This window comes from Rubeoparvulum massiliense (assembly GCF_001049895.1).
GTDB lineage: Bacteria > Bacillota > Bacilli > Rubeoparvulales > Rubeoparvulaceae > Rubeoparvulum > Rubeoparvulum massiliense.
Map to the genome: position 1 here is coordinate 423,824 of NZ_CVPE01000003.1, position 22,111 is coordinate 445,934.

The 22,111-nt window shown below is 42.4% G+C and carries 19 protein-coding genes; 2 read left to right on the forward strand and 17 right to left on the reverse strand.

From position 1 onward, the window contains the following. Positions 1 to 88 precede the first annotated feature (88 nt). Positions 89 to 1,018, reverse strand: a complete 930-nt coding sequence (gene hflC / locus BN1691_RS02155; protein ID WP_048600585.1) for a protease modulator HflC — start codon at positions 1,016 to 1,018, stop codon at positions 89 to 91. Then, positions 1,018 to 1,983: an FtsH protease activity modulator HflK gene (gene hflK / locus BN1691_RS02160; protein ID WP_048600687.1), complete on the reverse strand. Its 966-nt coding sequence runs from the start codon at positions 1,981 to 1,983 to the stop codon at positions 1,018 to 1,020. Before hflK ends, hflC begins: the two co-directional genes overlap by 1 nt. 173 nt (positions 1,984 to 2,156) lie before the next feature. Here hflK and BN1691_RS02165 point away from each other — a divergent pair, with 173 nt between their 5' ends. Further along, a complete protein-coding gene (locus BN1691_RS02165; RefSeq protein WP_048600586.1) occupies positions 2,157 to 3,086 on the forward strand; it encodes a DMT family transporter in 930 nt (309 codons plus the stop codon). 52 nt (positions 3,087 to 3,138) lie between these two features. Here BN1691_RS02165 and phoU read toward each other — a convergent pair whose 3' ends face one another. The 5 genes from phoU to BN1691_RS02190 form a co-directional block, all read right to left on the reverse strand. Then, positions 3,139 to 3,801: a phosphate signaling complex protein PhoU gene (gene phoU / locus BN1691_RS02170; protein ID WP_048600587.1), complete on the reverse strand. Its 663-nt coding sequence runs from the start codon at positions 3,799 to 3,801 to the stop codon at positions 3,139 to 3,141. A 27-nt stretch (positions 3,802 to 3,828) separates the two neighbouring features. Beyond that, positions 3,829 to 4,581: a phosphate ABC transporter ATP-binding protein PstB gene (gene pstB, locus BN1691_RS02175; protein ID WP_048600588.1), complete on the reverse strand. Its 753-nt coding sequence runs from the start codon at positions 4,579 to 4,581 to the stop codon at positions 3,829 to 3,831. Positions 4,582 to 4,618: 37 nt separating this feature from the next. Beyond that, entirely contained in the window at positions 4,619 to 5,491 is an 873-nt protein-coding gene (gene pstA, locus BN1691_RS02180) for a phosphate ABC transporter permease PstA (protein WP_048600589.1), read from the reverse strand. Beyond that, entirely contained in the window at positions 5,491 to 6,411 is a 921-nt protein-coding gene (gene pstC, locus BN1691_RS02185; RefSeq protein WP_390621626.1) for a phosphate ABC transporter permease subunit PstC, read from the reverse strand. The genes pstA and pstC overlap by 1 nt, the downstream gene beginning before the upstream one ends. Before the next feature lie 108 nt (positions 6,412 to 6,519). Beyond that, positions 6,520 to 7,530, reverse strand: a complete 1,011-nt coding sequence (locus BN1691_RS02190) for a PstS family phosphate ABC transporter substrate-binding protein (RefSeq protein ID WP_197082480.1) — start codon at positions 7,528 to 7,530, stop codon at positions 6,520 to 6,522. A 150-nt stretch (positions 7,531 to 7,680) separates the two neighbouring features. On the opposite strand from BN1691_RS02190, the gene BN1691_RS02195 reads away from it, so the two are divergent. Beyond that, positions 7,681 to 8,088, forward strand: a complete 408-nt coding sequence (locus BN1691_RS02195; protein WP_048600591.1) for a DUF3899 domain-containing protein — start codon at positions 7,681 to 7,683, stop codon at positions 8,086 to 8,088. 68 nt (positions 8,089 to 8,156) lie between these two features. On the opposite strand, the gene pnpS is transcribed toward BN1691_RS02195, so the two are convergent. The 10 genes from pnpS to BN1691_RS02245 form a co-directional block, all read right to left on the reverse strand. After that, positions 8,157 to 9,920 carry a two-component system histidine kinase PnpS gene (pnpS, locus tag BN1691_RS02200; RefSeq protein ID WP_048600592.1) on the reverse strand — a complete coding sequence of 588 codons (1,764 nt, stop codon included), beginning with the start codon at positions 9,918 to 9,920 and terminating at the stop codon, positions 8,157 to 8,159. Positions 9,921 to 9,923: 3 nt separating this feature from the next. Next, positions 9,924 to 10,625 (reverse strand): response regulator transcription factor, encoded by a 702-nt coding sequence (locus BN1691_RS02205; RefSeq protein ID WP_048600593.1) that lies wholly within the window; start codon positions 10,623 to 10,625, stop codon positions 9,924 to 9,926. Positions 10,626 to 10,820: 195 nt separating this feature from the next. Next, positions 10,821 to 11,780 carry an ABC transporter ATP-binding protein gene (locus tag BN1691_RS02210; RefSeq protein ID WP_048600594.1) on the reverse strand — a complete coding sequence of 320 codons (960 nt, stop codon included), beginning with the start codon at positions 11,778 to 11,780 and terminating at the stop codon, positions 10,821 to 10,823. Continuing rightward, positions 11,777 to 12,802, reverse strand: a complete 1,026-nt coding sequence (locus BN1691_RS02215; protein ID WP_048600595.1) for an ABC transporter ATP-binding protein — start codon at positions 12,800 to 12,802, stop codon at positions 11,777 to 11,779. The genes BN1691_RS02210 and BN1691_RS02215 overlap by 4 nt, the downstream gene beginning before the upstream one ends. Before the next feature lie 15 nt (positions 12,803 to 12,817). Beyond that, positions 12,818 to 13,759, reverse strand: coding sequence for an ABC transporter permease (locus tag BN1691_RS02220; RefSeq protein WP_048600596.1), 942 nt, complete (start codon positions 13,757 to 13,759; stop codon positions 12,818 to 12,820). After that, the gene (locus BN1691_RS02225) at positions 13,759 to 14,688 is read right to left on the reverse strand and encodes an ABC transporter permease (protein WP_048600597.1); all 930 of its coding nucleotides are present in this window, start codon (positions 14,686 to 14,688) and stop codon (positions 13,759 to 13,761) included. Before BN1691_RS02225 ends, BN1691_RS02220 begins: the two co-directional genes overlap by 1 nt. A 499-nt stretch (positions 14,689 to 15,187) precedes the next feature. Beyond that, positions 15,188 to 16,831 (reverse strand): peptide ABC transporter substrate-binding protein, encoded by a 1,644-nt coding sequence (locus BN1691_RS02230; RefSeq protein WP_048600598.1) that lies wholly within the window; start codon positions 16,829 to 16,831, stop codon positions 15,188 to 15,190. A 326-nt stretch (positions 16,832 to 17,157) separates the two neighbouring features. Continuing rightward, positions 17,158 to 18,636 carry a peptide ABC transporter substrate-binding protein gene (locus BN1691_RS02235; protein ID WP_048600599.1) on the reverse strand — a complete coding sequence of 493 codons (1,479 nt, stop codon included), beginning with the start codon at positions 18,634 to 18,636 and terminating at the stop codon, positions 17,158 to 17,160. Positions 18,637 to 18,690: 54 nt separating this feature from the next. Continuing rightward, complete coding sequence (locus BN1691_RS02240) at positions 18,691 to 20,301, reverse strand: peptide ABC transporter substrate-binding protein (RefSeq protein WP_048600600.1); 1,611 nt, start codon at positions 20,299 to 20,301, stop codon at positions 18,691 to 18,693. 190 nt (positions 20,302 to 20,491) lie between these two features. Further along, positions 20,492 to 21,874, reverse strand: a complete 1,383-nt coding sequence (locus BN1691_RS02245) for an ABC transporter substrate-binding protein (protein WP_187116841.1) — start codon at positions 21,872 to 21,874, stop codon at positions 20,492 to 20,494. Between the last annotated feature and the right edge of the window lie 237 nt (positions 21,875 to 22,111).

The following is a 22,111-nucleotide window of genomic DNA, read 5'->3' on the forward strand; positions in this document are numbered from 1 at the left end:
ACCTCACTTTGGTTTCACTGCCATCATCTTACCATATCAGGGAGAACGACAAAAGAAGCGTCTTCCATTTAGGAGACGCTTCTTTCGCTTAATATTGACCCATTAAGATGCGAGCATAGGGTGAATTGATTGGTAGAATAATCACGGGTTCATTATTCAATGTCACCTTGTAAGATTGTAAGGTACGATACAATTCATAGAAAGCTGGATCCTTGGCATAGGCCTGATTGTAGATCCGAGCCGCTTCTTGTTCTCCTTCCCCCTGGATCTTCTTGCCCTCGGCTTCTGCCTGTGCAAGAATCTCCTTCACCACTTTATCAGTGTTCGCACGGATCCGATTGGCTTCCGCATCCCCGAGGGAGAGATATTCCTGTGCCTTACTTTGCCGCTCTGAGATCATTCGATTATGAACAGATTGCTCATTGGTCTCAGGGAGGTCCGTACGCTTCACTCGAACATCAATTACCTTAATCCCAAAATTATCGCGATGTAAGACAGTATCTACTTTTTCCGTTACAGAATCGTTAAAGCTACCACGCTGTGAGGATTCATCGGTGACGATCTCATCAAAATTGAGTTGACCTAGTTCAGCCCGAACGATGGAACCAACAGCATCCCCAATTTTTTGCTCTGCACCAGGTACATTCCGTACGTTCTGGATGAGGAGACGAACATCATCAATTTTCCAGATTACATAATTATCGATCAATAGACGTTTTTTATCCTTGGTGTTAATCTCTGTTGGTGGTGTGTCATAGATTAAGTGATACTTCGGTAATGTTTCAACGGTTTGAATGAAAGGAATCTTAAAATAGATCCCGGGATTCTCTTTCACATCCACCACTTCACCAAACTGGCGAACCACTTTATATTCGCCTTCTTGAGCAATATAAGCATTGCCGATAATAAGACCAAAGATAATAATAAAAATTAGAATTCCAACGCCAAAACGCGTATATTTCTTCCAATCCAAGTCACTTGGACGGCGCTCATCCATATTGATCACATTATTATCCATTACTTCGTACCCCCTTCCTCTGCAGTGCCTTGCTTCGCACCTGCAGCCTGTGAACCACCAGGTAAGCGATCAAGGGGTAGGTATTTCACAACGCCATCGGTATCATCCATAATGTAGATTTGAGCGCCTGGAAGGATAGCCTCCAATGTCTCTAGTACAAGACGTTGCTTGGTAATCGATGGGTTCTTTACATATTCAGAGTAGATTGCATTAAATTTCGCTACATCCCCTTTAGCCCCTTCAATCCGTGCTGTCTTATCCCCTTGGGCTTTAGAGATGATCGCATCTTTTTCCCCTGTGGCATAGTTGTACTTTTCGTTATAGTACTTATTCGCCTGGTTAATCTTCGTATTCATCATTTCACGAGCATCTGTTACTTCTGTAAAAGCCTTCCGTACCTCTTCAGTTGGTAGGTCCACTGTTTTAAGCTTGACGTCAATGATCTGAATCCCTGCATTATAATCATCCATCAGGCTGATCAATTGCTCCTTAACCCGACGCTCAATCTCTGGCTTCCCTACTGTTAAGGCATCATCGATCTTGGTGCTCCCGATCACACCACGTAAAGCAGCAGATGTGGAACTTGCCAAGATTTTTTCAGGATCCTGTGTTGCATAAAGAAAATCACGTACATCAGAAATCCGCCATTGTACAACGAGATCAGCCAATAGGATGTTCTCATCACCGGTAATCATCTTCGCATCAGAATTCATAGTGCGACCGCCATCATTGGTACCAAAATCAAAGCTAAATGTCTCCTTGGACACCTTGGTCACCGTCTGAATCGGCCATGGTAACTTAAAGTGCAAACCTGGTTCTGCATGGGTTTGCGTTACTTTCCCAAACGTATGAAGTGCCACCTGTTCTGTCTCATCCACAGTATACCAGGATGTGAATGCTGCTAGGACAAGAATGGCCAACACTAAACCACCAAAGAAGGTGGCGTACAATTGTCGCACACTCATTTGCATGCTGTCTTCATCCTCCTTTTTTATCTGCTTTCTACTACGAAAGAATTGAGGGTGAGTTTCAAAAAATAACTCTATTCAATCTCTATGTATTATAATATCAAATTGGACTACATTGAAAGAGATTAAGTCAATGAAGTAGTTTTCGTGGAGAATGGAGGCACCATTTTATGTCAGGAATCACAGGTAATCGAGGCTCCCAGCCTACAAAATATGTATATGGTTTTTTTATCGCCATCGCTGTTTTTGCCATTGGGAGTGCAGCCATCTTTGTCAAGCTCGTGGATGCGCCTCCTGCTGTGTCAGCATTCTATCGTCTTTTTTTCAGCTTTCTATTAATGACTCCATTGGTGCTCCATCCCTCTATCCGCCAATCTTTACATAAAATGACGAAGCGAGACTGGTGGCTTGCCTTCCTCTCAGGCTTCTTTCTCGCCTTACACTTCGTACTATGGTTCCAATCACTAGCCTACACCTCGGTAGCAAGCTCTGTTGTCCTTGTGACGATGCAGCCATTATTCGCAGTACTCGGTTCCTATTACCTCTTTAAGTCGAAAACACCACTCATTGGATGGCTCTTTCTACTTCTTGCTCTATCAGGAGGGGTGATGATCGGATGGGGCGACTTTCAGGTAGCAGGTAAGGCGCTCTGGGGTGATATTCTTGCATTGCTAGGTGCTCTTACCATCACGATCTACTGGCTGATTGGGCAACAGATTCGCCAGCATCTCCCTCTCTTTGCCTATACCTATGTGGTCTACGGAGCTAGTTCACTGATCTTAGGTCTCTATGTGTTCGTGATGAGATACTCATTCATCACCTATTCCACCAGGGATTTTCTCTATTTCCTTGCCATGGCCATTATTCCTACGCTACTAGGCCACACCATCCTCAATGGTGCTATTAAATATGTAAGTGCCACCACCATCTCCATGGCCATCTTAGGAGAACCCATCGGTGCCTCCATCTTAGCATACTTCATTCTCGGCGAAGCCTTAACCAGCAACCAATGGATCGGTGGATCGATCATCTTGCTTGGACTTGTTGGCTATCTCCTTCAGGAAAGCAAGAGTATTCGATCACAAAAATCTAAAGAGTAAAACACGCACTAAAAACACCTTCTGATTAGAGCAGAAGGTGTTTTTACAAACGCTACTCATTTAAGTCTTTCAGACTACCATTTACCATATAGAATATCCATTCACATAGATTGGTTACATGATCGCCAACCCGTTCGAGGTAGCCTGAAATAAGCAAAAGTTGCGTTCCCGATGCCATTAATGAGCCATGTTCTGTAACGAGGGTCACAATCTCATTGATGTTGGCTTTATGACGACCATCGATTTCGTCATCAAGGAGAGCCACCTCTTCAGCGTAAGGAACGTCCTTCTTCATGTAAGCATCTAGCGCTTTGTGGAGCATCTGGATAACCAACTGCCCCATCTCTGAAAGATTTTCATCGATCCCGCGCTTTTCAGTCTGCTGTAAGCGGATCGTTGCCTTGGCAATACTTGAGGCATGATCAGCGATCCGCTCCAAGTCCGTTACCATTTTTAACATCGTTCCGATCTGACGTAGATCTGGTCCCATCGGGGCATGTAAAGCAATGAGCTCGAAGCTACCATACTCGATCTCCAACTCCATAGCATCGATAACATTATCTCCTTGGATTACAGCTTCTGCCAGTTGAATATCTCGCTGTTGAAAGGCTTGGAGAGATTTGTTGAGAGCTTCCTCCACTTTTCCACTCATCATCATCATTTTTTTATATAGGTCATCCCACTCATGGGTATACTTGGTCCGGGAGGCATTCATCCCATTTTTTCCTCCTTCATTCTTCTCTTATCCAAATCGTCCTGTAATATAATCTTCTGTCCGTTGGTCACGGGGATTTTGAAAAATCGAAGCTGTTTCACCGTATTCCACCAGTTCCCCTTGTAGGAAGAAGGCTGTCTTATCTGAAGAACGGGCAGCCTGCTGCATATTATGAGTTACGATGACAATGGTATACGTCTCCTTCAACTCCTGTAGCAAATCTTCTATCTTTGCTGTAGAGATGGGATCAAGGGCTGAAGTAGGTTCATCCATGAGCAGAATATCAGGATTGACTGCTAAAGCACGGGCGATACAGAGACGTTGCTGCTGTCCACCGGAGAGTCCAAGGGCTGGTTTTTTTAAAATATCCTTCACTTCACTCCATAATGCCGCTTGCTTTAAACTAGTCTCCACTACTTCATCTAGTTCTGCCTTATTACGCAAACCATGGATTCGTGGACCATATGCAACATTTTCATAAATACTCTTGGGGAATGGATTGGGTTGTTGAAACACCATCCCTACATGTTTTCGTAGAAGTTCCACATTGACATTGGAATCATAAATATTCTGGCTATCAATCACGACATCACCGGTAATCTTCACATCACGAATCATATCATTCATTCGATTTAATGTGCGTAGAAATGTTGACTTACCACATCCTGATGGTCCAATTAATGCAGTGACAGCATGTTCGTCAATGGCAATCTCAATATGATGAAGGGCTTGTTTCTCCCCATAAAATAGATTTAAGTCATGAACATCGATATAGGCCATTCTTAATCTCCCCCGTTGCAAAATAATTGAAGTCTAGTTAGCCCCGTTTCTGAAGGCGATTACGTAAATAGACCGCAATGGAGTTCATTCCTAATAAGATGACAAGTAGCACCACAATCCCTGCAGCAGCCACATTGGCGAACTCTGCCTTCGGTTGCGTTACCCAACTATAGATTTGAATGGGTAATGCTGTGAAACGATCAAGCGGTCCTTCTGGCAAGAAATAAACGAATGTTGCAGCTCCAATCATCAGCAGTGGAGCCGTCTCACCAATTGCCCGAGACAATGCGAGGATAATCCCTGTTAACACCCCTGGAAATGCACTAGGAAGTACAATTCGACGCATGGTTTGCCATTTCGTTGCACCCATTGCATAGGATGCTTGACGCAAGCTTTGAGGGACGCTACGAATCGCCTCCTGCGAAGCTACGACTACAATGGGGAGGATCAATAGAGCCATGGTTAAAGCACCAGCTAAAATACTGCGACCAAGTCCAAGTGTAAAAACAAAGAGGGAAAAGCCCATCATTCCAAAGACAATGGAGGGTACACCAGCTAGATTGGAGATATTGGTTTGGATCAGGCGAGTTAACCAGCTCTGCTTAGCGTACTCCTCCAAATAGATTGCTGTAGCAACACCTAGGATAAAGGCAATGGGGGCAGTGAAGAGCATAATCCACAGTGACCCTACAAGGGCAGCGATGATCCCCGCCTCCTTCGGTCGAGAGGAGTCAAGGCTGGTGATAAATTGCCAGTCTACCCAACCCCACGCTTTGGTCAGGATGTTGATAATTAAAATCGTTAACATAATAATGCCAAAGGCAGTGGCTGACAAAAAGATTCCTTTCATCAACCGATCTCTTCGCTTACGCTGCATCATACGTTTTATGGCTAGATCATTCTGTTCCATCAATACTCCTCCTTAAAACGGCGAGAGACCCAAGAAGCGATCAGATTCATGACAAAGGTGAAGATGAAAAGTGTGAAACCAATAGCGAACATCGTTAAATACTTCACCCCTCCATGTTCCACGTCTCCTGTACTTACTTGTACAATATAACCGGTCATGGTCTGAATACTCTCCAATGGATTCCAGGTCAAATTAGGCGAGGAGCCTGCAGCGATGGACACGATCATCGTCTCCCCGATTGCCCGGGAAATACCTAATATAAAGGATGCAATAATTCCTGAAAGTGCAGCAGGTACCACAACTTTCATCGCCACTTCGTAGCGAGTAGATCCTAAAGCGTAGGCAGCTTGTCGTAATGAACGAGGTACCGCTGTCATGGCGTCCTCACTAATGGAGGCAACCATGGGGAGGATCATGATACCAACTACAATACCGGCACTGGCTGCATTATAAATCGAAGTTTCAGGAAAGAGTTGACGGATAATGGGCGTAACAAATTGTAAAGCAAAAAATCCATACACAATGGTAGGAACGCCTGCCAGTACTTCTAAGATAGGTTTAATTCTTCTCCGTATTTTTACCGATGCATATTCGCTGAGATAGATGGCTGAGAATAAACCAAGTGGTAAGGCAACTAAACTGGCAAAGAAGGTGATCCACAGTGTACCTACGATCAGGGGAAGCACACCAAATTTTTGGCTTTCTCCTGCAAATAGTGGCGTCCATTCTGTACCAGTAAAGAAATCGAGGATTGACACCTCTCTGAAAAAGCGTACTGCTTCCACTAACAGTGTCAAGACGATCCCTACTGTTGTCACGATCGAGACCATGGTGCACAGAAATAGAATAACAGGGATAATTCGGTCACCAATTCCTCGCTTCGTCCGAACTAAACCTTTCTCTTTTGTTGTTGAAATCAAATTGGTCACACTGCAAACCCCTTTCCCCTTCGTAGGGCAAGCTGTGATGGGAAAAGTGACGCACCTGTAAAATCAGGAGCGCCACCCATCCATTCTGTTGCCAGCGACTTACTTCACATTATCTACTTCTTGTACAAGCTTTTGATAATCTTCATCGTTGAGAGGCACATAGCCTTGGCTTGCCACATACTCTTTCCCATTCTCAAAGTAGAATGTAAGGAATGCTTTTAATTCAGGCTTCTCTTTAATCGCACCCACATTCACATAGAGATAGAGAGGACGGGAGATGGCATAGCTTCCATTATTGATAGATTCTACAGTTGGGGCTACTCCATCAAGGGTTACTTCCTGTAATGTATCCTTGTTCTCAACATAGTAGGCGTAACCAAAGTATCCAATGGCATATTTATCACCAGCTACACCCATGACCAATACGTTATCATCTTCTGATTGAACCACATCGGTTCGCATCGATCCTTCTTCACCAACAATCGCTTCTGTGAAGAAACCAAATGTACCTGAATCAGTACCTGGACTGTAGAAATTGATTTTTTCATCGGGCCATGCAGGGTCAATATCGCTCCACTTCATAACCTTGCCTTCAGCTGCTGGTTCCCACATTTTTTTCAACTGCTCAGTGGTAATCTCTTTCGCCCAATCATTGGCGGAGTTAATGACAACGGTGATCCCGTCCAAACCAATCTTATATTCAGCCACTTCGATCCCATTGGCTGTTGCTTCTGCTGCTTCACTCTCTTTAATCGCACGAGATGCATTGTTTATCTCTACATCACCTTTAACAAATTGCTTAAATCCACCACCAGTTCCTGTCACTTGAATTGGAACACGTACATCCTTGTTCGCTTTTTGGAAGTCTTCTGCTACCACCTTGGTAATTGGATAAACCGTAGAAGAGCCTGCGATATTTATGGTGCCTGATAATGCTGCTTCTGTTTTTGTCTCTGTTCCAGCATTTCCTTGATTTGCTTCTGTTTTTTGGCCTGCTGGTTGTTCTGTATTGGCATTGGAATTTTCACTCTTGTTTCCACAGCCTGTGATTGCTACAGATGCTACCAATAAAATTGTAAGCATAACAACAAAGAGAGATTTTTTACCCATTATGTTGCCTCCTTAAAGTACTGCTTCACTTTTGACACTTTTTATTCTACAGGGGAGAGATAAAGGGAGCGTTGAGGAAGTATTAAGAGTTTGTAAAGATGATTACAGGAAGATATAATGGAAGAAGACTGATTGACAGGAGACTTGATGATGCTAGATTCCAAGCTTTTCTCACGCTTACTTGCCCCCCTTTTCCTACTTGCGGGGGTCTTACTCTATGCCTGGAAAACCACAACCACAGAACTTCTAGTCCTCCATATTTCTAATACATCATTTATGGTTGGCTTGCTAGCTATCGTCATCGTTGCCATTTATACCATAAACCATGGGGGCTTTTTTTCACTATTTAAAAAGAGTTGGCAAGCTACAAAAATTGCCTTTAGCCGTAATCCCTATATGCGGAAGCTGGCAGAGGATGAAAAGAGCTATCGAAAAAGTCTTGACGGCGACCACATACTACGAAAGCAATTTCGGATGCGCGAATGGTTCTTTTTCTTTCCCTTAGTTGCTGGAGTGATGAATCTTATCTTGTCTGTCATTACCTTAACCTTGCTCTAAAATGAACTTTATTCATGAATAGCGAACAAAATGGATGGCTCTATGAGAACCATCCATTTTTTACTCCATTATTCGATTTTTGGCAGGATTACAGTAAATGTAGACCCTTGCCCTAACCGGCTCTCTACCTGAATCTCTCCATGATGTGACTCTACAATATGCTTCACGATGGAGAGCCCCAAACCTGTTCCCCCTGAATCACGAGAGCGCGCCTTGTCTACACGATAGAAGCGTTCGAATATCCGTGGTAGATCATCGCGGGGAATACCCACACCATTATCTTGGACTGCAAGCTGAATACTCTGTTCTAATTCTACAAGATCGATCTTCACTGCACCATTCATTGGAGTATAAGCAATGGCATTCCCAATTAGATTGGTAAGAACCTGAATCATTTGATCATGATTACAAAGATAGAGCACAGGATGATTGGGGCAGTGGGAGCTCATGGTAATGGATTTTGTTTTCGCTTGGGTGCTTTGAGTCTTCATAACATGATCAACGAGTTGGACAAAATCAACAAGCTGCTTCTGAGTCTGTTCCTTACCTTGCTCAATCTTAGATAAATCGAGCAGGTCTATAATCAAGCGGTGAAGCCGTTCACTCTCATCATAGATGATCTGTAAGAATTGACGTAGCGTCTCAGCATCACCAAGTTCCCCCTCAAGGAGGGTTTCCGCAAATCCCTTGATGGATGTGATCGGTGTCTTCAATTCATGGGAAACATTGGCCACAAATTGGCTACGGATCTTTTCTAATCGGCGAATATTCGTAATATCATGGAGTAATGTTAATACACCACGAACATTGCCCTCATCATCTAAGAAGGGTACCGAGATGGAATCTAGGATAATATCATCGGGATAATAACCATGAATTTCTCCTCGCACTTCTTGTCCGGTTCGGAGACATGCTTCAATTTTCTCACTGAGACCAACATAACGAACAGCCTCCATATGAAACTTCCCCTCTAGCTCACCACGCAGAAAACCAAGTAATCTTTCTGTTGCAGGATTGCTCAGGATTATTCGGCCTTCTTGATTTACCAGTAGAATTCCGCTGGTCATGGTTTGGATGATGCCTTCCAAGGTTTGTTGGGTTTCATGATTCTTTTTCATTTGCCACTCTAGATTTTCAGCCATGTTATTGATGGCATCTGTTAACATTCCAATCTCATCATTTCGTCGTAAACGGACTCTTGCTCCATAATCGCCATGGGCAATCTGCTTCGCCACTTGGGTCATCGCTTCGATAGGGATTGCCACCCCCTTCGCAATCCGACGACTTGCTAGCCAGAACAGGATCAGGGCAACCAGCAAGGCAACAGTTATGGTGTACCAAATTTGGTGGACCATCTGGTCTACTTCTTCCATGGTGACGGCATAGCGGACGATCCCCCAGTAATCTCCCTGAATATCATAAATGGGCTTCACCACATAGAGCATCTCTGTCCCCGTATCATCCTGATAACGTAGATCAGTTCCATATTCACGTTCCAAGAGTGTCTCAATCTGAAGATGCTCGATATTTTCACGAATATATTGAGTCGATAAATAGGATGCTGCCACAATGTCTCCGTTACTAGCGATGATCGTAAGCTGTCTCTGCTTAACTGGGGCAATCTCCTGTACCTTGGCTTGAAGAAGTTCAAGATCATCGACATAGTGTGAAGTAAGGATGGCCATGGCTTCTGCCTTCCCCTCCATCTGTTCAATGAGATTCTCTTTATATAAACGTTCCACATAGGAGACTAAAAAAACACCTAATACGAGCAGAAGAATGGAAAAAATTCCGACGAATAAGCCTAGAATGCGTGCACGAAATCGATGCATCGTCTACTCTCCGATCATTTTATAGCCGATTCCACGTACCGTCTGGATATAGGAAGGTGCCTTTGGATCATCTTCGATTTTTTCCCGTAAATGACTGACGTGGACATCCACAATCCGGGAATCACCCGTAAAATCATAATTCCAAATCACTTCCAAGAGATGATCACGTGTTAATACACGACCACGATTACGAATAAAATAGGCAAGAAGTTCAAACTCTTTCGGTGTAAGGCGTAGAAGCTCATCATTCCGCAATGCTTCATAGCGGTCTACATATACGGTCAAAACTCCAAGTTTTAATACCTCTTCTTCCTTACTTACCTCCTGAGGCTGCGAATACTGATTGGAACGGCGTAGGAGAGCACGTACATGAGCCACCACCTCCCGCGGACTGAAAGGCTTAGTCATGTAATCATCGGCTCCCAGTTCTAGACCTAAGACCTTATCAAACTCCTCATCTTTAGCAGTTAGCATAATAATGGGAACCATACATTCTGCCTTGCGAAGCTCCTTACAAACCTCAATGCCGTCCATCTTAGGAAGCATTACATCTAAAATGATACAATCAGGTTGCTCATGGAGCGCCATGTGTAAGGCTTGATTTCCATCCATGGCCTGAATCACTTCGTACCCTGCCTTCTCAAGATTAAACCGAAGTAATGTTAGAATCGAGTGTTCATCATCTACGACTAAGATTTTACTCATGGCTACCTCCTCTTACCATATCTATACATTCCTATATTCTACTTTACATGATTCCTCTTACTATCGCTATCCTTTCAGCAATCTTCATCATGTAAAGTTTCGGTTAAGTATCCATGAATTATAAGTAAAAACGCATAGCCCTTGATGACGGCTATGCGTTATATGACGTTTTAATGGTTCAATGAATAGTTAAGATTAATCATAGAGATGACAAGCTACCCAATGATCCTTTTCTAGTTCCTTCATAACTGGTCGTTCTTCAGCGCAGCGACCCATCGCTTTTGGACAACGGGTGCGGAAGCGACAACCGCTAGGTGGATTAATTGGGCTTGGTACATCACCCTGTAAAATAATCCGTTCCCGCTTACGCTCAATCTCTGGATCAGGAATAGGAATGGCAGATAGCAAGGCTTCTGTATAAGGATGAAGTGGATGATCATATAGCTTCTTACTTGGAGCAATCTCCACAAGATTCCCAAGATACATAACACCCACACGATCGGAGATATGCTTCACCATGGAGAGATCATGGGCAATAAAGAGATAAGTCAAGCCATGTTTCTCCTGCAATTCTTTTAGCAAGTTAACAACCTGAGCTTGAATGGAAACATCAAGGGCTGAGATAGGCTCATCCGCAATAATAAATTTTGGCTCTACTGCAAGGGCACGGGCGATACCGATCCGTTGACGTTGTCCACCACTAAACTCATGAGGAAAACGATTCACGTGTTCCTTATTCAGACCTACTGTTTCAAGCAATTGACGAACACGATCCTGACGATCCTTGCCTCGGTAGAGGCCATGAATATCAATACCTTCTGCAATGATATCCATAACCGTCATCCGTGGATTGAGAGAAGCGTATGGGTCTTGGAAAATCATCTGCATCTCCCGATTGAACTGCTTCATCTCACTTTTTTTCAGCTTGTGCACGTCTTTTCCTTGATAAAGAACTTCACCAGCAGTTGCGTCGTACAGACGAATGATGGTTCGGCCTGTGGTTGATTTACCACAGCCAGATTCACCAACCAAGCCTAAAACTTCTCCTTGTTTGATTGAAAAGGAGACATCATCCACAGCCTTGAGCGCGAGAGGTCCACTACCAAAATACTTCTTCAGATTCTTTACTTCAAGAATTGGTTGTGATTCGCTCATTGTGCTTTCACCTCCCCAGCATCTACTGGACGTTCAACCTTAGGAGCACGTGGATCCTCGAGCCAACATGCTACACGATGCTCAGTTGAGAGCGTTGTATACTCTGGCATTGCTTGTTGACAAACCTTCATCGCATAATCGCAACGGGCTGCAAATGGACAACCTACTGGAGGATTTAGCAAGTCCGGTGGTGTTCCCTGAATTGGGACTAATTTTTGACCATGTACGAGATCAAGGCGAGGGACAGACTGCAATAATCCCCAAGTATATGGATGCTTAGGATTAAAGAATATTTCATCCACTGTCCCTGTCTCTACTACTTTGCCAGCATACATAACAATTACACGCTGAGCCATTTCTGCAACAACACCCAAATCATGGGTGATAAGAATAATCGAAGTATCTAGTTTATTCTGAAGACCTTTCATCAGATCAAGAATCTGTGCTTGTATCGTTACATCCAAAGCTGTGGTTGGTTCATCTGCAATCAATAGCTTTGGCGAGCATGCTAAGGCAATAGCAATCATCACACGCTGCCGCATCCCACCACTAAATTGATGTGGATACTGTTTAACCCGTTCCACCGGATTGGGAATTCCAACTAATTCAAGCATCTCGATAGCGCGTTTCATGGCATCGGCTTTGCTCAAGTGTTGGTGCTTTATTAAGCCCTCACTAATTTGCTTTCCAACTGTCATTGTAGGATTTAAGGATGTCATCGGATCCTGGAAGATCATGCCAATATCGGCACCACGAACCTTTTGCATCTCCTTCTCCGACAGCCGGGTTAGTTCAGTTCCCATGAATGTAATGCTGGAACCTCGAAGAATCTCAGCAGGTGGAGTAGGATTGAGACGCATGATGGTTTTGGAAGTAACCGACTTACCACATCCTGATTCACCTACGATGGCGACGCATTCCCCTTTTGCTACATCAAAGGAGACTCCACGTACTGCCTTCACTTCTCCAGCATACGTATGGAACGATACATGGAGATTGTTCACCTCAAGTACTTTTTCCATCATGATCCTCCCTATCTATTTCCGCATTTTCGGGTCAAACGCATCACGTAACCCATCTCCCAGAATGTTAAACGCTAAGATGATAATACTGATTACTGCAGCGGGAAACCACAGGTTCCATGAATAGGTACGCAACATCTTATACCCATCGTTTACAAGGGAGCCTAAACTTGCTAACGGCGGTTCAAGACCTACACCAATAAAGCTCAATGTTGCTTCTGTAAAAATGGCACTTGGAATTGTAAATGTTACAGTAACGAGGATGGGACCTAATGCATTAGGAATCAAATGCTTCAAAATCATCCGTTTTGTATCGGCTCCCAGTGTCGTAGCTGCCATGACAAATTCTTGTTCCTTCAATTGCAGAATCTGTCCACGAGTTAACCGCGCCATTCCCATCCAGCCCGATATGGCCATGGCAAGAATGATGGTCCAAAGACTACCACCAAGAATTAATACAAGTAAGATAACAAGAATCAATTGAGGGATACCAACAACAACCTCAATGATCCGCATCATGATCGTATCGGTTTTTCCACCTTTATAACCAGCAATTGCACCATAAAGAACACCGATGATCAAATCTAGTAAGGCCGCCATCACCCCAATAAAGAGGGAGATTTTCGTACCAACCCAGATCCGTTGCCAAATATCACGTCCAAGATCATCTGTTCCAAAGAAATGATTGTTCTCCAATGCAGCCGCTGAAAATGGCTTTAAATTCAATTCAGAATAGTTCTGATCACTGTAACGAAAATCGTTCATAAACGGGCCGATAATCGCTACCACAACTAATAGAACAAGAAGCATCAATGATGCCATAGCTGCCTTATTACGTTTTAAGCGTGCCCAAGCATCCTGCCAATATGTGACAATAGGCCGATTGATCTTCTCTGCATCTAGTGAATTCTTATCTAAAGGAGTAAACATATCCTCTGTAATATCTCGTTCCACCATTACTCCTTCCCTCCTGCCACACGTATTCTCGGGTCAACAAATCCATATAAAACATCCACGAGGAAGAGGGAAACAATATAAAATGCTGCAAGCACCAATGTTAATCCCATTGTGATTGAGTAGTCATTTCGATAGATTGATTCTACCAACCATTTCCCCATACCTGGAATTGCAAAGATCTGCTCAATTACTAGGGAGCCTGTAATCAAGCCTAATACTGTAGTAGGAATGAAGGTGATAACTGGTAAAATAGCATTTCGAATGGTATGACGCCATACAACAGCAATTGGCTTAATCCCTTTTGCTTTCGCTGTCATCATATAGTCTGCGCCAATAACATCAAGCATACTTGCACGCATCATCCGTGCGAAGAAAGCGATCTGCCCAAAGGCAATGGCTAAAGTAGGTAAAACACTAGCATACTCTCGGTCCCACCGAGCAACCGGGAACCACCCCAGCTTCAACCCCACAAAATACTGCAATAAGGTAGCAATAACAAATGAGGGAACTGCCATAAAAATTACCGCAAAAATAATGGTAAAGTAGTCCGCAAAGGTATTCTGCTTCAATGAAGCGATAATCCCTAGTAGTAAACCAAAGATAATTCCTACCGCTGCTGCTTGCGCACCGATTTGGGCAGAGATTGGAAGTGCCCCACTTAATATATCATTCACCGTTTGTCCCGTACTTTTCATCGATGTCCCCAAATTACCTGTGCCCAACTCTTTCAAATAAACAAAGTATTGGAAGATTAAAGGCTTGTCTAAGCCATAATTAGACAGCAACTGTTGCCGAATTTCTGGCGTTAGCTTTTCAATATCGGAAAAGGGATCGCCAGGCAATAGATGCATCAGAAAAAAAGTGAGTGTTATGATCACCCAGAGGGTGAGTAACATATAGAGAAAACGTTTGCCTACATAACGTACCACTTGGGCACCTCCTCGATTAAGATTCTTGGTTGTACTGATTAGTGACACAGGTTAGGGGCATCGAGGCGAAATGATAGTAGAATATGATCAAGTATATCACAACTTGTCATAAATGATGATGCCCTTTAAAAAATTCTATTAATTTTTCTGAATATGATGCCGATTATTTTGCAGACAAATCTATCATATTGCAAAATTTGAAATTATAAGGTTAATTCTCGTAATACCAAGCCTCCTCTTGAGTACAGCCCTATATGCAAAATCCGTCATGTTATTTAACTATTTTATACTAAACTCACTGGAAGGGGAAGAAAATTTTATTTCCAAACTTCAAAATATTCGTCATCTTACATGGCGATTTATGTCGAATTTGCCTATCATTGAACAGAGTAAACATTGTTTAGGGGAAAGTATATATAACATCATCAAGATAAAAAAAGTATGTGAAAGGAAGATATAGCTTCCTTTCACATACCCGTGATAGCTTATAAATAGCCTTTTAGTGAGCTCCGATTTCTACCCATTTCCACTCGTGATCTGCACCAAAGGGATGCATAACGAAGTTCTGTACATAGGGTTTTTGTAAGTAAGCAATCGTCCGATAGTAAGCAGGAACAATGGCAGCTTCATCTTGGATCAAAATGCGTTCAGCTTCTAGTAGACGTTCCATCCGAGTTTTTGTATCCGATGTACTCTTTGCAAATTGAATAATTTCATCGTATTGGGCATTGGACCATTTTCCTTCATTAAATGGACCATCGGTTACCCATAGATCCATGAAGGTCATCGGATCCCAGTAGTCTGGTCCCCAGCCACCGAAGTAAAGCTCAAATTCGCCCTTTTGGCGCTTTTCTTTTACAGTTGCTACTGGTACAAGTTCTACAGCAATATCGATGCCCAATTTAGTGTAGTTTTCTTTTACAAATTCTGAACCCTTAATTCCTGTGGTTGAATCCGTACTTAGATAACGGAGTGGAGGTAATTTCTCTAAACCTAATTCTTTCAATCCTGCATTTAAAAATTCTTTTGCCTTTTCTGGATCATAAGTGACTAAATCTCCATTCGCAGAACGGAAGTCCTTGGCACCTTCTGGTCCAGGCACATTATCTGGGATTAACCCATGTGCTGGTACCGAGCCATTGTTTAAGATTACATCAGTGTATGCTTGACGGTCAAAGCCATAAGAGAGTGCTTTACGAATATTGCTATTAGCTAGCACATCGGTCTTGGTATTTAACATCATATAGAATACAACAGGTTCACTAATGGTGTTATATTCTGCATGGTCCTTAAACATTGGAACTTGTTCCCGTGCAAGGCCAACCCGATCGATGGAGCCTTCTTCGTAAAGAGCTAAATCAGCATTCCCATCCTTCACAATATCGAGGGTAATTTTAGTCAATTTAACTGTATCTGCATCCCAATAATTCTCGTTTTTCTCGAGGACGAGTCGATTATTATGCTCCCACTGTGCTAACTTGAAGGGACCATTATATAGTAACTTATCAGGTTCTGTTCCATATCCTTCGCCATTTGCTTCAACAAATTCTTTCTTCGCAGGGAAGAAGGTTTGGAAGGACATCAATGATTCAAAGTAAGGTGTTGGATTTGCCAATTCCACTTTTAACGTCTTTTCATCAAGTGCTTCAGCATTTTTCACGTGGTCAGATACGATGGAGGCATAGATGGAGCCAATAGCTGGGTCCACTGCACGTTCCCAAGCATAAACAAAGTCATGAGCCATTACAGCCGTACCATCATTCCACTTCGCCTCACGAAGGTGGAAGGTCCAAACCATCCCATCTTCAGATGCTTCCCATTTCTCTGCAATTCCAGCAGTTGGTTTACTCTCTTGATCCAAACGGAGTAAGCCTTCCATCACACCATTAATAACGAGAAATTCAAAATTGTACTGTGAGCGTTGTGGATCTAAGAGTGGTTCGTCAGAAATCGTAAGACGAAGAACTTGTTCTACAGCTGGTGTTTCTTCTGGCTTTTCTTCTGGCTTTTGACCCTCTGTACCTGATTGATTCTTGTTATCACCTGTTGTGCTCTCTTTACCACCGCATGCTGTTAAAACAACACTAAACACTAACAGCATGGAGAGGATGAGTAGCAGCCACTTGTTACGGTTCCCCTTCATCTCTTCTTCCTCCTTAAGTCTACTTTTCTTTACTTTATATGGTCTAGACCGATGGTCTGGGCCAACATAATGAGGTTTAACATAGAAACCCGTTCATTCATTAACTTTTATGGTATTTATGACTAGTTATTACTTATTTTAATACTTTGTAATAATTATGTCTAGTCTGTTTTTATATAATTTTCTGTTAATTACTTTCCTGTTCATTCATGTAGCCTGGTACCCATTACTAGAAAAACAATAAAGAAGAGAAGAAGCTAAACTAGCTTCTTCTCTTCTTACTGAACAAAAAACATTAATTCAAGTGGAACTGCTACTAAGAATAACTATTTTGCTGGAGCTTCCTTACCTACAATCTCTACCCACTTAAAGTCTGTATCTGCACCAAATGGATGGGTAACGAAGTTCTTCACATATGGCTTTTGTAGCATTGAAACATTTCGATAGTAAACAGGAATGATACCTGCATCCTCTTGGATAAGAATCTTTTCTGCTTCAACAAGTCGTTCCATCCGTGATGCTGAATCAGAGGTCGTCTTAGCGAATTGTATGATCTCATCGTATTTTGCATTGGACCATTTGCCTTCATTAAATGGGCCATCTGTAACGAATAAATCCATGAAGGTCATTGGATCCCAATAGTCTGGACCCCAACCACCAAAGAAGAGGTCAAAATCGCCATTGGCACGTTTTTCTTTCACAGCTGCTACTGGTAGGTTTTCTACAGTAATATCCACACCTAATTGTGCATAGTTTTCTTTAACAAATTCTGAACCTTTAATACCAGAGTCACTATCATAACCAAGATAACGAAGTGGTGGTAACTTCTCCAAGCCAAGCTCCTTCAAGCCTTCAGCAAGGTATTGTTTAGCTTGATCTAAATCATAGGTGACTAGATCCCCATTGGCAGAGCGGAAGTCCTTGGCACCTTCAGGACCAGGCACCTCATCTGGAATTAAGCCATTGGCAGGTACGGATCCATTATTTAAGATAACATCACAATAGCTTTGACGATTAAATCCATAGGAGAGAGCCTTACGGATATTGGCATTTTTCAATACATCAGTTTCTGTATTCACTAGCATGTAGAAAACAACCGGGTCATTTCGAGTCATAAATTCTGCATGATCCTTATAGAGAGGTACCTGTTCACGTGCGAGACCTACACGGTCAATGGAACCCTCTTCGTATAGAGATAAGGCAGCATTGGAGTCTTTCACGATATCCATAGTGACTTGCTCTAGTTTTACAGTATCAGCGTCCCAATAAGTTGGGTTCTTCTCTAAAACAATGCGATTATTATGTTCCCATTGCGCTAACTTGAATGGGCCATTATATAAGAGTTGGTTTACATCTGTCCCATATTTTTCACCAGCAGCCTCCACAAACTCTTGCTTAGCTGGGAAGAAGGTTTGGAATGTCATGAGAGAATCAAAGTAAGGAGTAGGATTCGCTAGTTCTACCTTCAATGTTTTCTCATCGAGAGCTTCTGCTTTCTTCACATGGTCTTCTACGATGGTAGCATAGATTGAACCCACAGCTGGGTCTACAGCTCGTTGCCATGCGTATGCGAAGTCTTGAGCAGTTACAGGAGTACCATCACTCCATTGTGCATCACGGAGATGGAATGTCCATACCATACCATCTTCAGAGATCTCCCAGGTTTCAGCAATTCCAGGTGCTGGTTTGCTTTCAGGGTCTAAGCGAAGTAATCCTTCCATGACCGCATTCACAATCTCAAACTCAATATTATATTGAGCACGTTGAGGGTCTAAAAGTGGTTCAAATAAAGAGGAGTATCGCATTTGATACTCCTCTTCATTGCACTTATTAATTTCTATTCACATATGGTGTAAGACTTATTTACCTTCAATGGATGTCCATTTCCAATCAGCATCTGCACCATAAGGATGGGTTACATAGTTTTTGATATAAGGCTTTTGTAGTATGGATACACGTTTGAAGAAGACTGGTGAAATACCTGCTTCATCTTGAATCAAGATTTTTTCTGCTTCTAACATACGGGTCATCCGTTGCTCAGCATCACTGCTTGATTTTGCGAAAGTAATCGCTTCATCATATTGAGCATTAGACCATTTACCTTCATTAAAAGGACCATCAGTAACGAACAAGTCCATGAAGGTCATTGGATCCCAATAGTCTGGACCCCAGCCGCCGAAGAAGATATCAAAGTCGCCATTGGCACGTTTTTCTTTTACAGCTGCTACAGGTAGATTCTCTACAGTAATATCAATACCAAGATTCTTGTAGTTTTCTTTGAAGAACTCAGCACCTTTAATACCAGAATCATTATCATAGCTTAGGTAGCGAATCGTTGGTAGCTTCTCTAAGCCCAGTTCCTTCAAGCCAGCTGTCAAATATTCTTTGGCCTTATCAGCATCATAAGTAACAAGATCACCATTGCCTGTACGGAAATCTTGATCGCCTAGTCCTGGTACTTCAGGAGGAATTAAGCCACTAGCTGGTACAGAGCCATTATTTAAGATAACATCGCAATAAGCTTGTCGATCAAAACCATAGGAGATGGCTTTGCGGATATTTGCATTTTGCAATGCTTCATTTTTAGTATTCAATAGCATATAGAAAACCGTTGGTTCACTAAGGGTTAAAAATTCAGCATGATCTTTGTATAAAGGCACTTGCTCACGAGCAAGGCCAGTACGATCGATGGAGCCTTCTTCATAAAGTGCTAGTGATGCGTTACTATCCTTTACAATATCTAGGGTGATTTCTGTCAATTGAACAGTTTCAGCATCCCAATAGTTATCATTCTTCTTCAATTCTAGGCGGTTATTATGCTCCCATGAAGTAAGCATGAATGGGCCGTTATAAAGAAGCTTATCTGCATCAGTACCATATTTTTCGCCATTTGCTTCAACAAACTCTTGCTTCGCTGGGAAGAAGGTTTGGAATGCCATCAATGTTTCAAAATATGGAGCTGGATTAGCTAACTCTACCTTCAAGGTTTTTTCATCTACAGCTTCTGCTGTCTTCACATGGTCAGAAACGATGGCTGCATAAATCGAGCCTGTCTCTGGTGCAACTGCACGTTGCCATGCATAAGCAAAATCTTGAGCGGTTACTGGTGTTCCATCACTCCATTTTGCATCGCGGAGGTGGAATGTCCAAGTCATCCCATCTTCAGAGATATCCCAGCTTTCTGCTATACCAGGTGTTGCCTTTTGGTTTGCATCAAGACGAACTAGACCTTCCATCACATTATTAAGAACACGGAATTCATAGTCGTATTGGGCTTTTTGTGGATCAAGTAGTGGTTCGTCACTCAAATCCAAATGCATTACTTGCTCACTTGCTTCTGCTGCTGGTTCTGCTGGTTCATTGTTGTTAGCTGCTGGTTGTTCATCTTTACTACCGCATCCTGTAAGAGCAACGCTCATTACAAGAACAACAGCTAACATGGTTAGCAACCATTTGTTCATGCGTTTCATTTCTGTTCCCCCTTTAGTTGAATGAGCAAGGCATTCACCTTGTTTTTTAGAAATATTGATTCAATACTATGTAATACATTGTAATATTACGTTACATATTTGTCTAGTGCTTTTCTTCAAAAAAAACAGAATATTTATTGCTCTCATAAGATTTACACAAAAATTTACTACTCTACAATTTACTATTCCACTATTGAATAAACGCATATTTGCAATCATAGATCCCTGTAATTCGTTGAAATCTCAACTCATGAAGAGAGTCTACTTGCTGAACCTGACGGTACTCTAAATAAAGAGGCAGAATCGAACTATCACCTAGTAGAAATAAGTCTACATCTCCAAAGGCGTCTGCCCGCACATCAATATTTTCACTACGAACTGCCTGTTCAAGCAGTTCTTGATACTCTTTCTCTTTCTGAAGTGATAATGAGTCACCACTAAGATGAACTATGCTTTGAAACAGGTGGATAGGATCATTGATCAATGGCGTAAATTCGCCAATGATGAAGGAATACTCACCATGTTGACGTTCTTCCTTCCATTGGTTCTGGTCAACAAGAACTACTTGTATCGGTATTCCTGCTGCTTGGAGCTGACTTTTGATTACTTGTCCTTCCTCCCAATTTCTTCGGTTCCATTGAGCTAAAAGCACAAGCTCCTCCATTGCTTCAAACTTATGATCCTCAACCCTGGTTACTTCACGCTTTGCTTGATTAAGAAAAAAATCTGGCAGAACCTGAAGCCACTGATGAAGACGTTGATGTTGCGATAATTGAAGTGTCCCTAACAGCTCCTCATTATTTAGGGACCAGTCCAAATAATGTCGTACCTCCTTATAATTTAAGGAAATGCGAGGGTTGAATTGAAGGTAGTGAATAATTGGTACAGGTATTTGAAGTTGTGTCCCTTTTAATTGATAGGATGGGTAAGGTAACTTTTCTAGGCTTAATAGATGAAGCTTACCTGCTTGGTATGCAGCAAGTTGCTCTCTCTCATCAGGGAGCAAATGAAAGATCACCCGATCCAGCTTTACATGAGGTGAATCCCAGTAATTCTGATTCTTGACTAATATGAGCTGTGTTGCCGTATTCTCTGTCAAACGAAAAGGTCCATTGCTAATCACAAGCGGCTGATCCTCATCAAAGCTAGGCGCCATGGGGTAAAAAGGAATGGTGGCTAACCATTGGATCAGATCTGGTTCTGGTTGCTTCATTATGATTTGCAGACTTCCCTCATCATTTACCTTCATCTCTGAGATGCGTTCCTGCAGAATCCACTGATATAGTGTTTTATACTCCTTCTTCTGTATCCACTTCCAAGTTATCAGAAAGTCCTCTGCACGGATCGGTGTGCCATCTGACCACTTTGCATCGCGAATCTGAAAACGCCAAGCTTTATAATCAGGCGATACACTCCAGCCTTTCGCTAAGCCATATTCGATACCTCCATCAGAAGCAATCCGAAATAATCCTTCCATCATTTGATAGAGAGGGATCCAATGACTTGGATTTTCAATGGTATATGGATCAAGGTTGGGAAGGCTATCAAGGGGAAGATGAAGTTCGTGTAGCATATACTGTTCATCTTGGCCAATTGGATTAATGTGCAACTTTGATTCACTATTTTCTTGGAATTCACCTTGACAACCTATTAACAAGAAACAGTTGGGTAGTATTAGAAGTATTGCCATCCATAAGAACCTTTTTCTCATTTGGTAATCACCCCCTAAGCAAAAGAAAAAAGGAACTCAGTTGAGTTCCTTCATATATATATGCTTTTCAATTGATTCTATGAAATAGATCTCTTGATT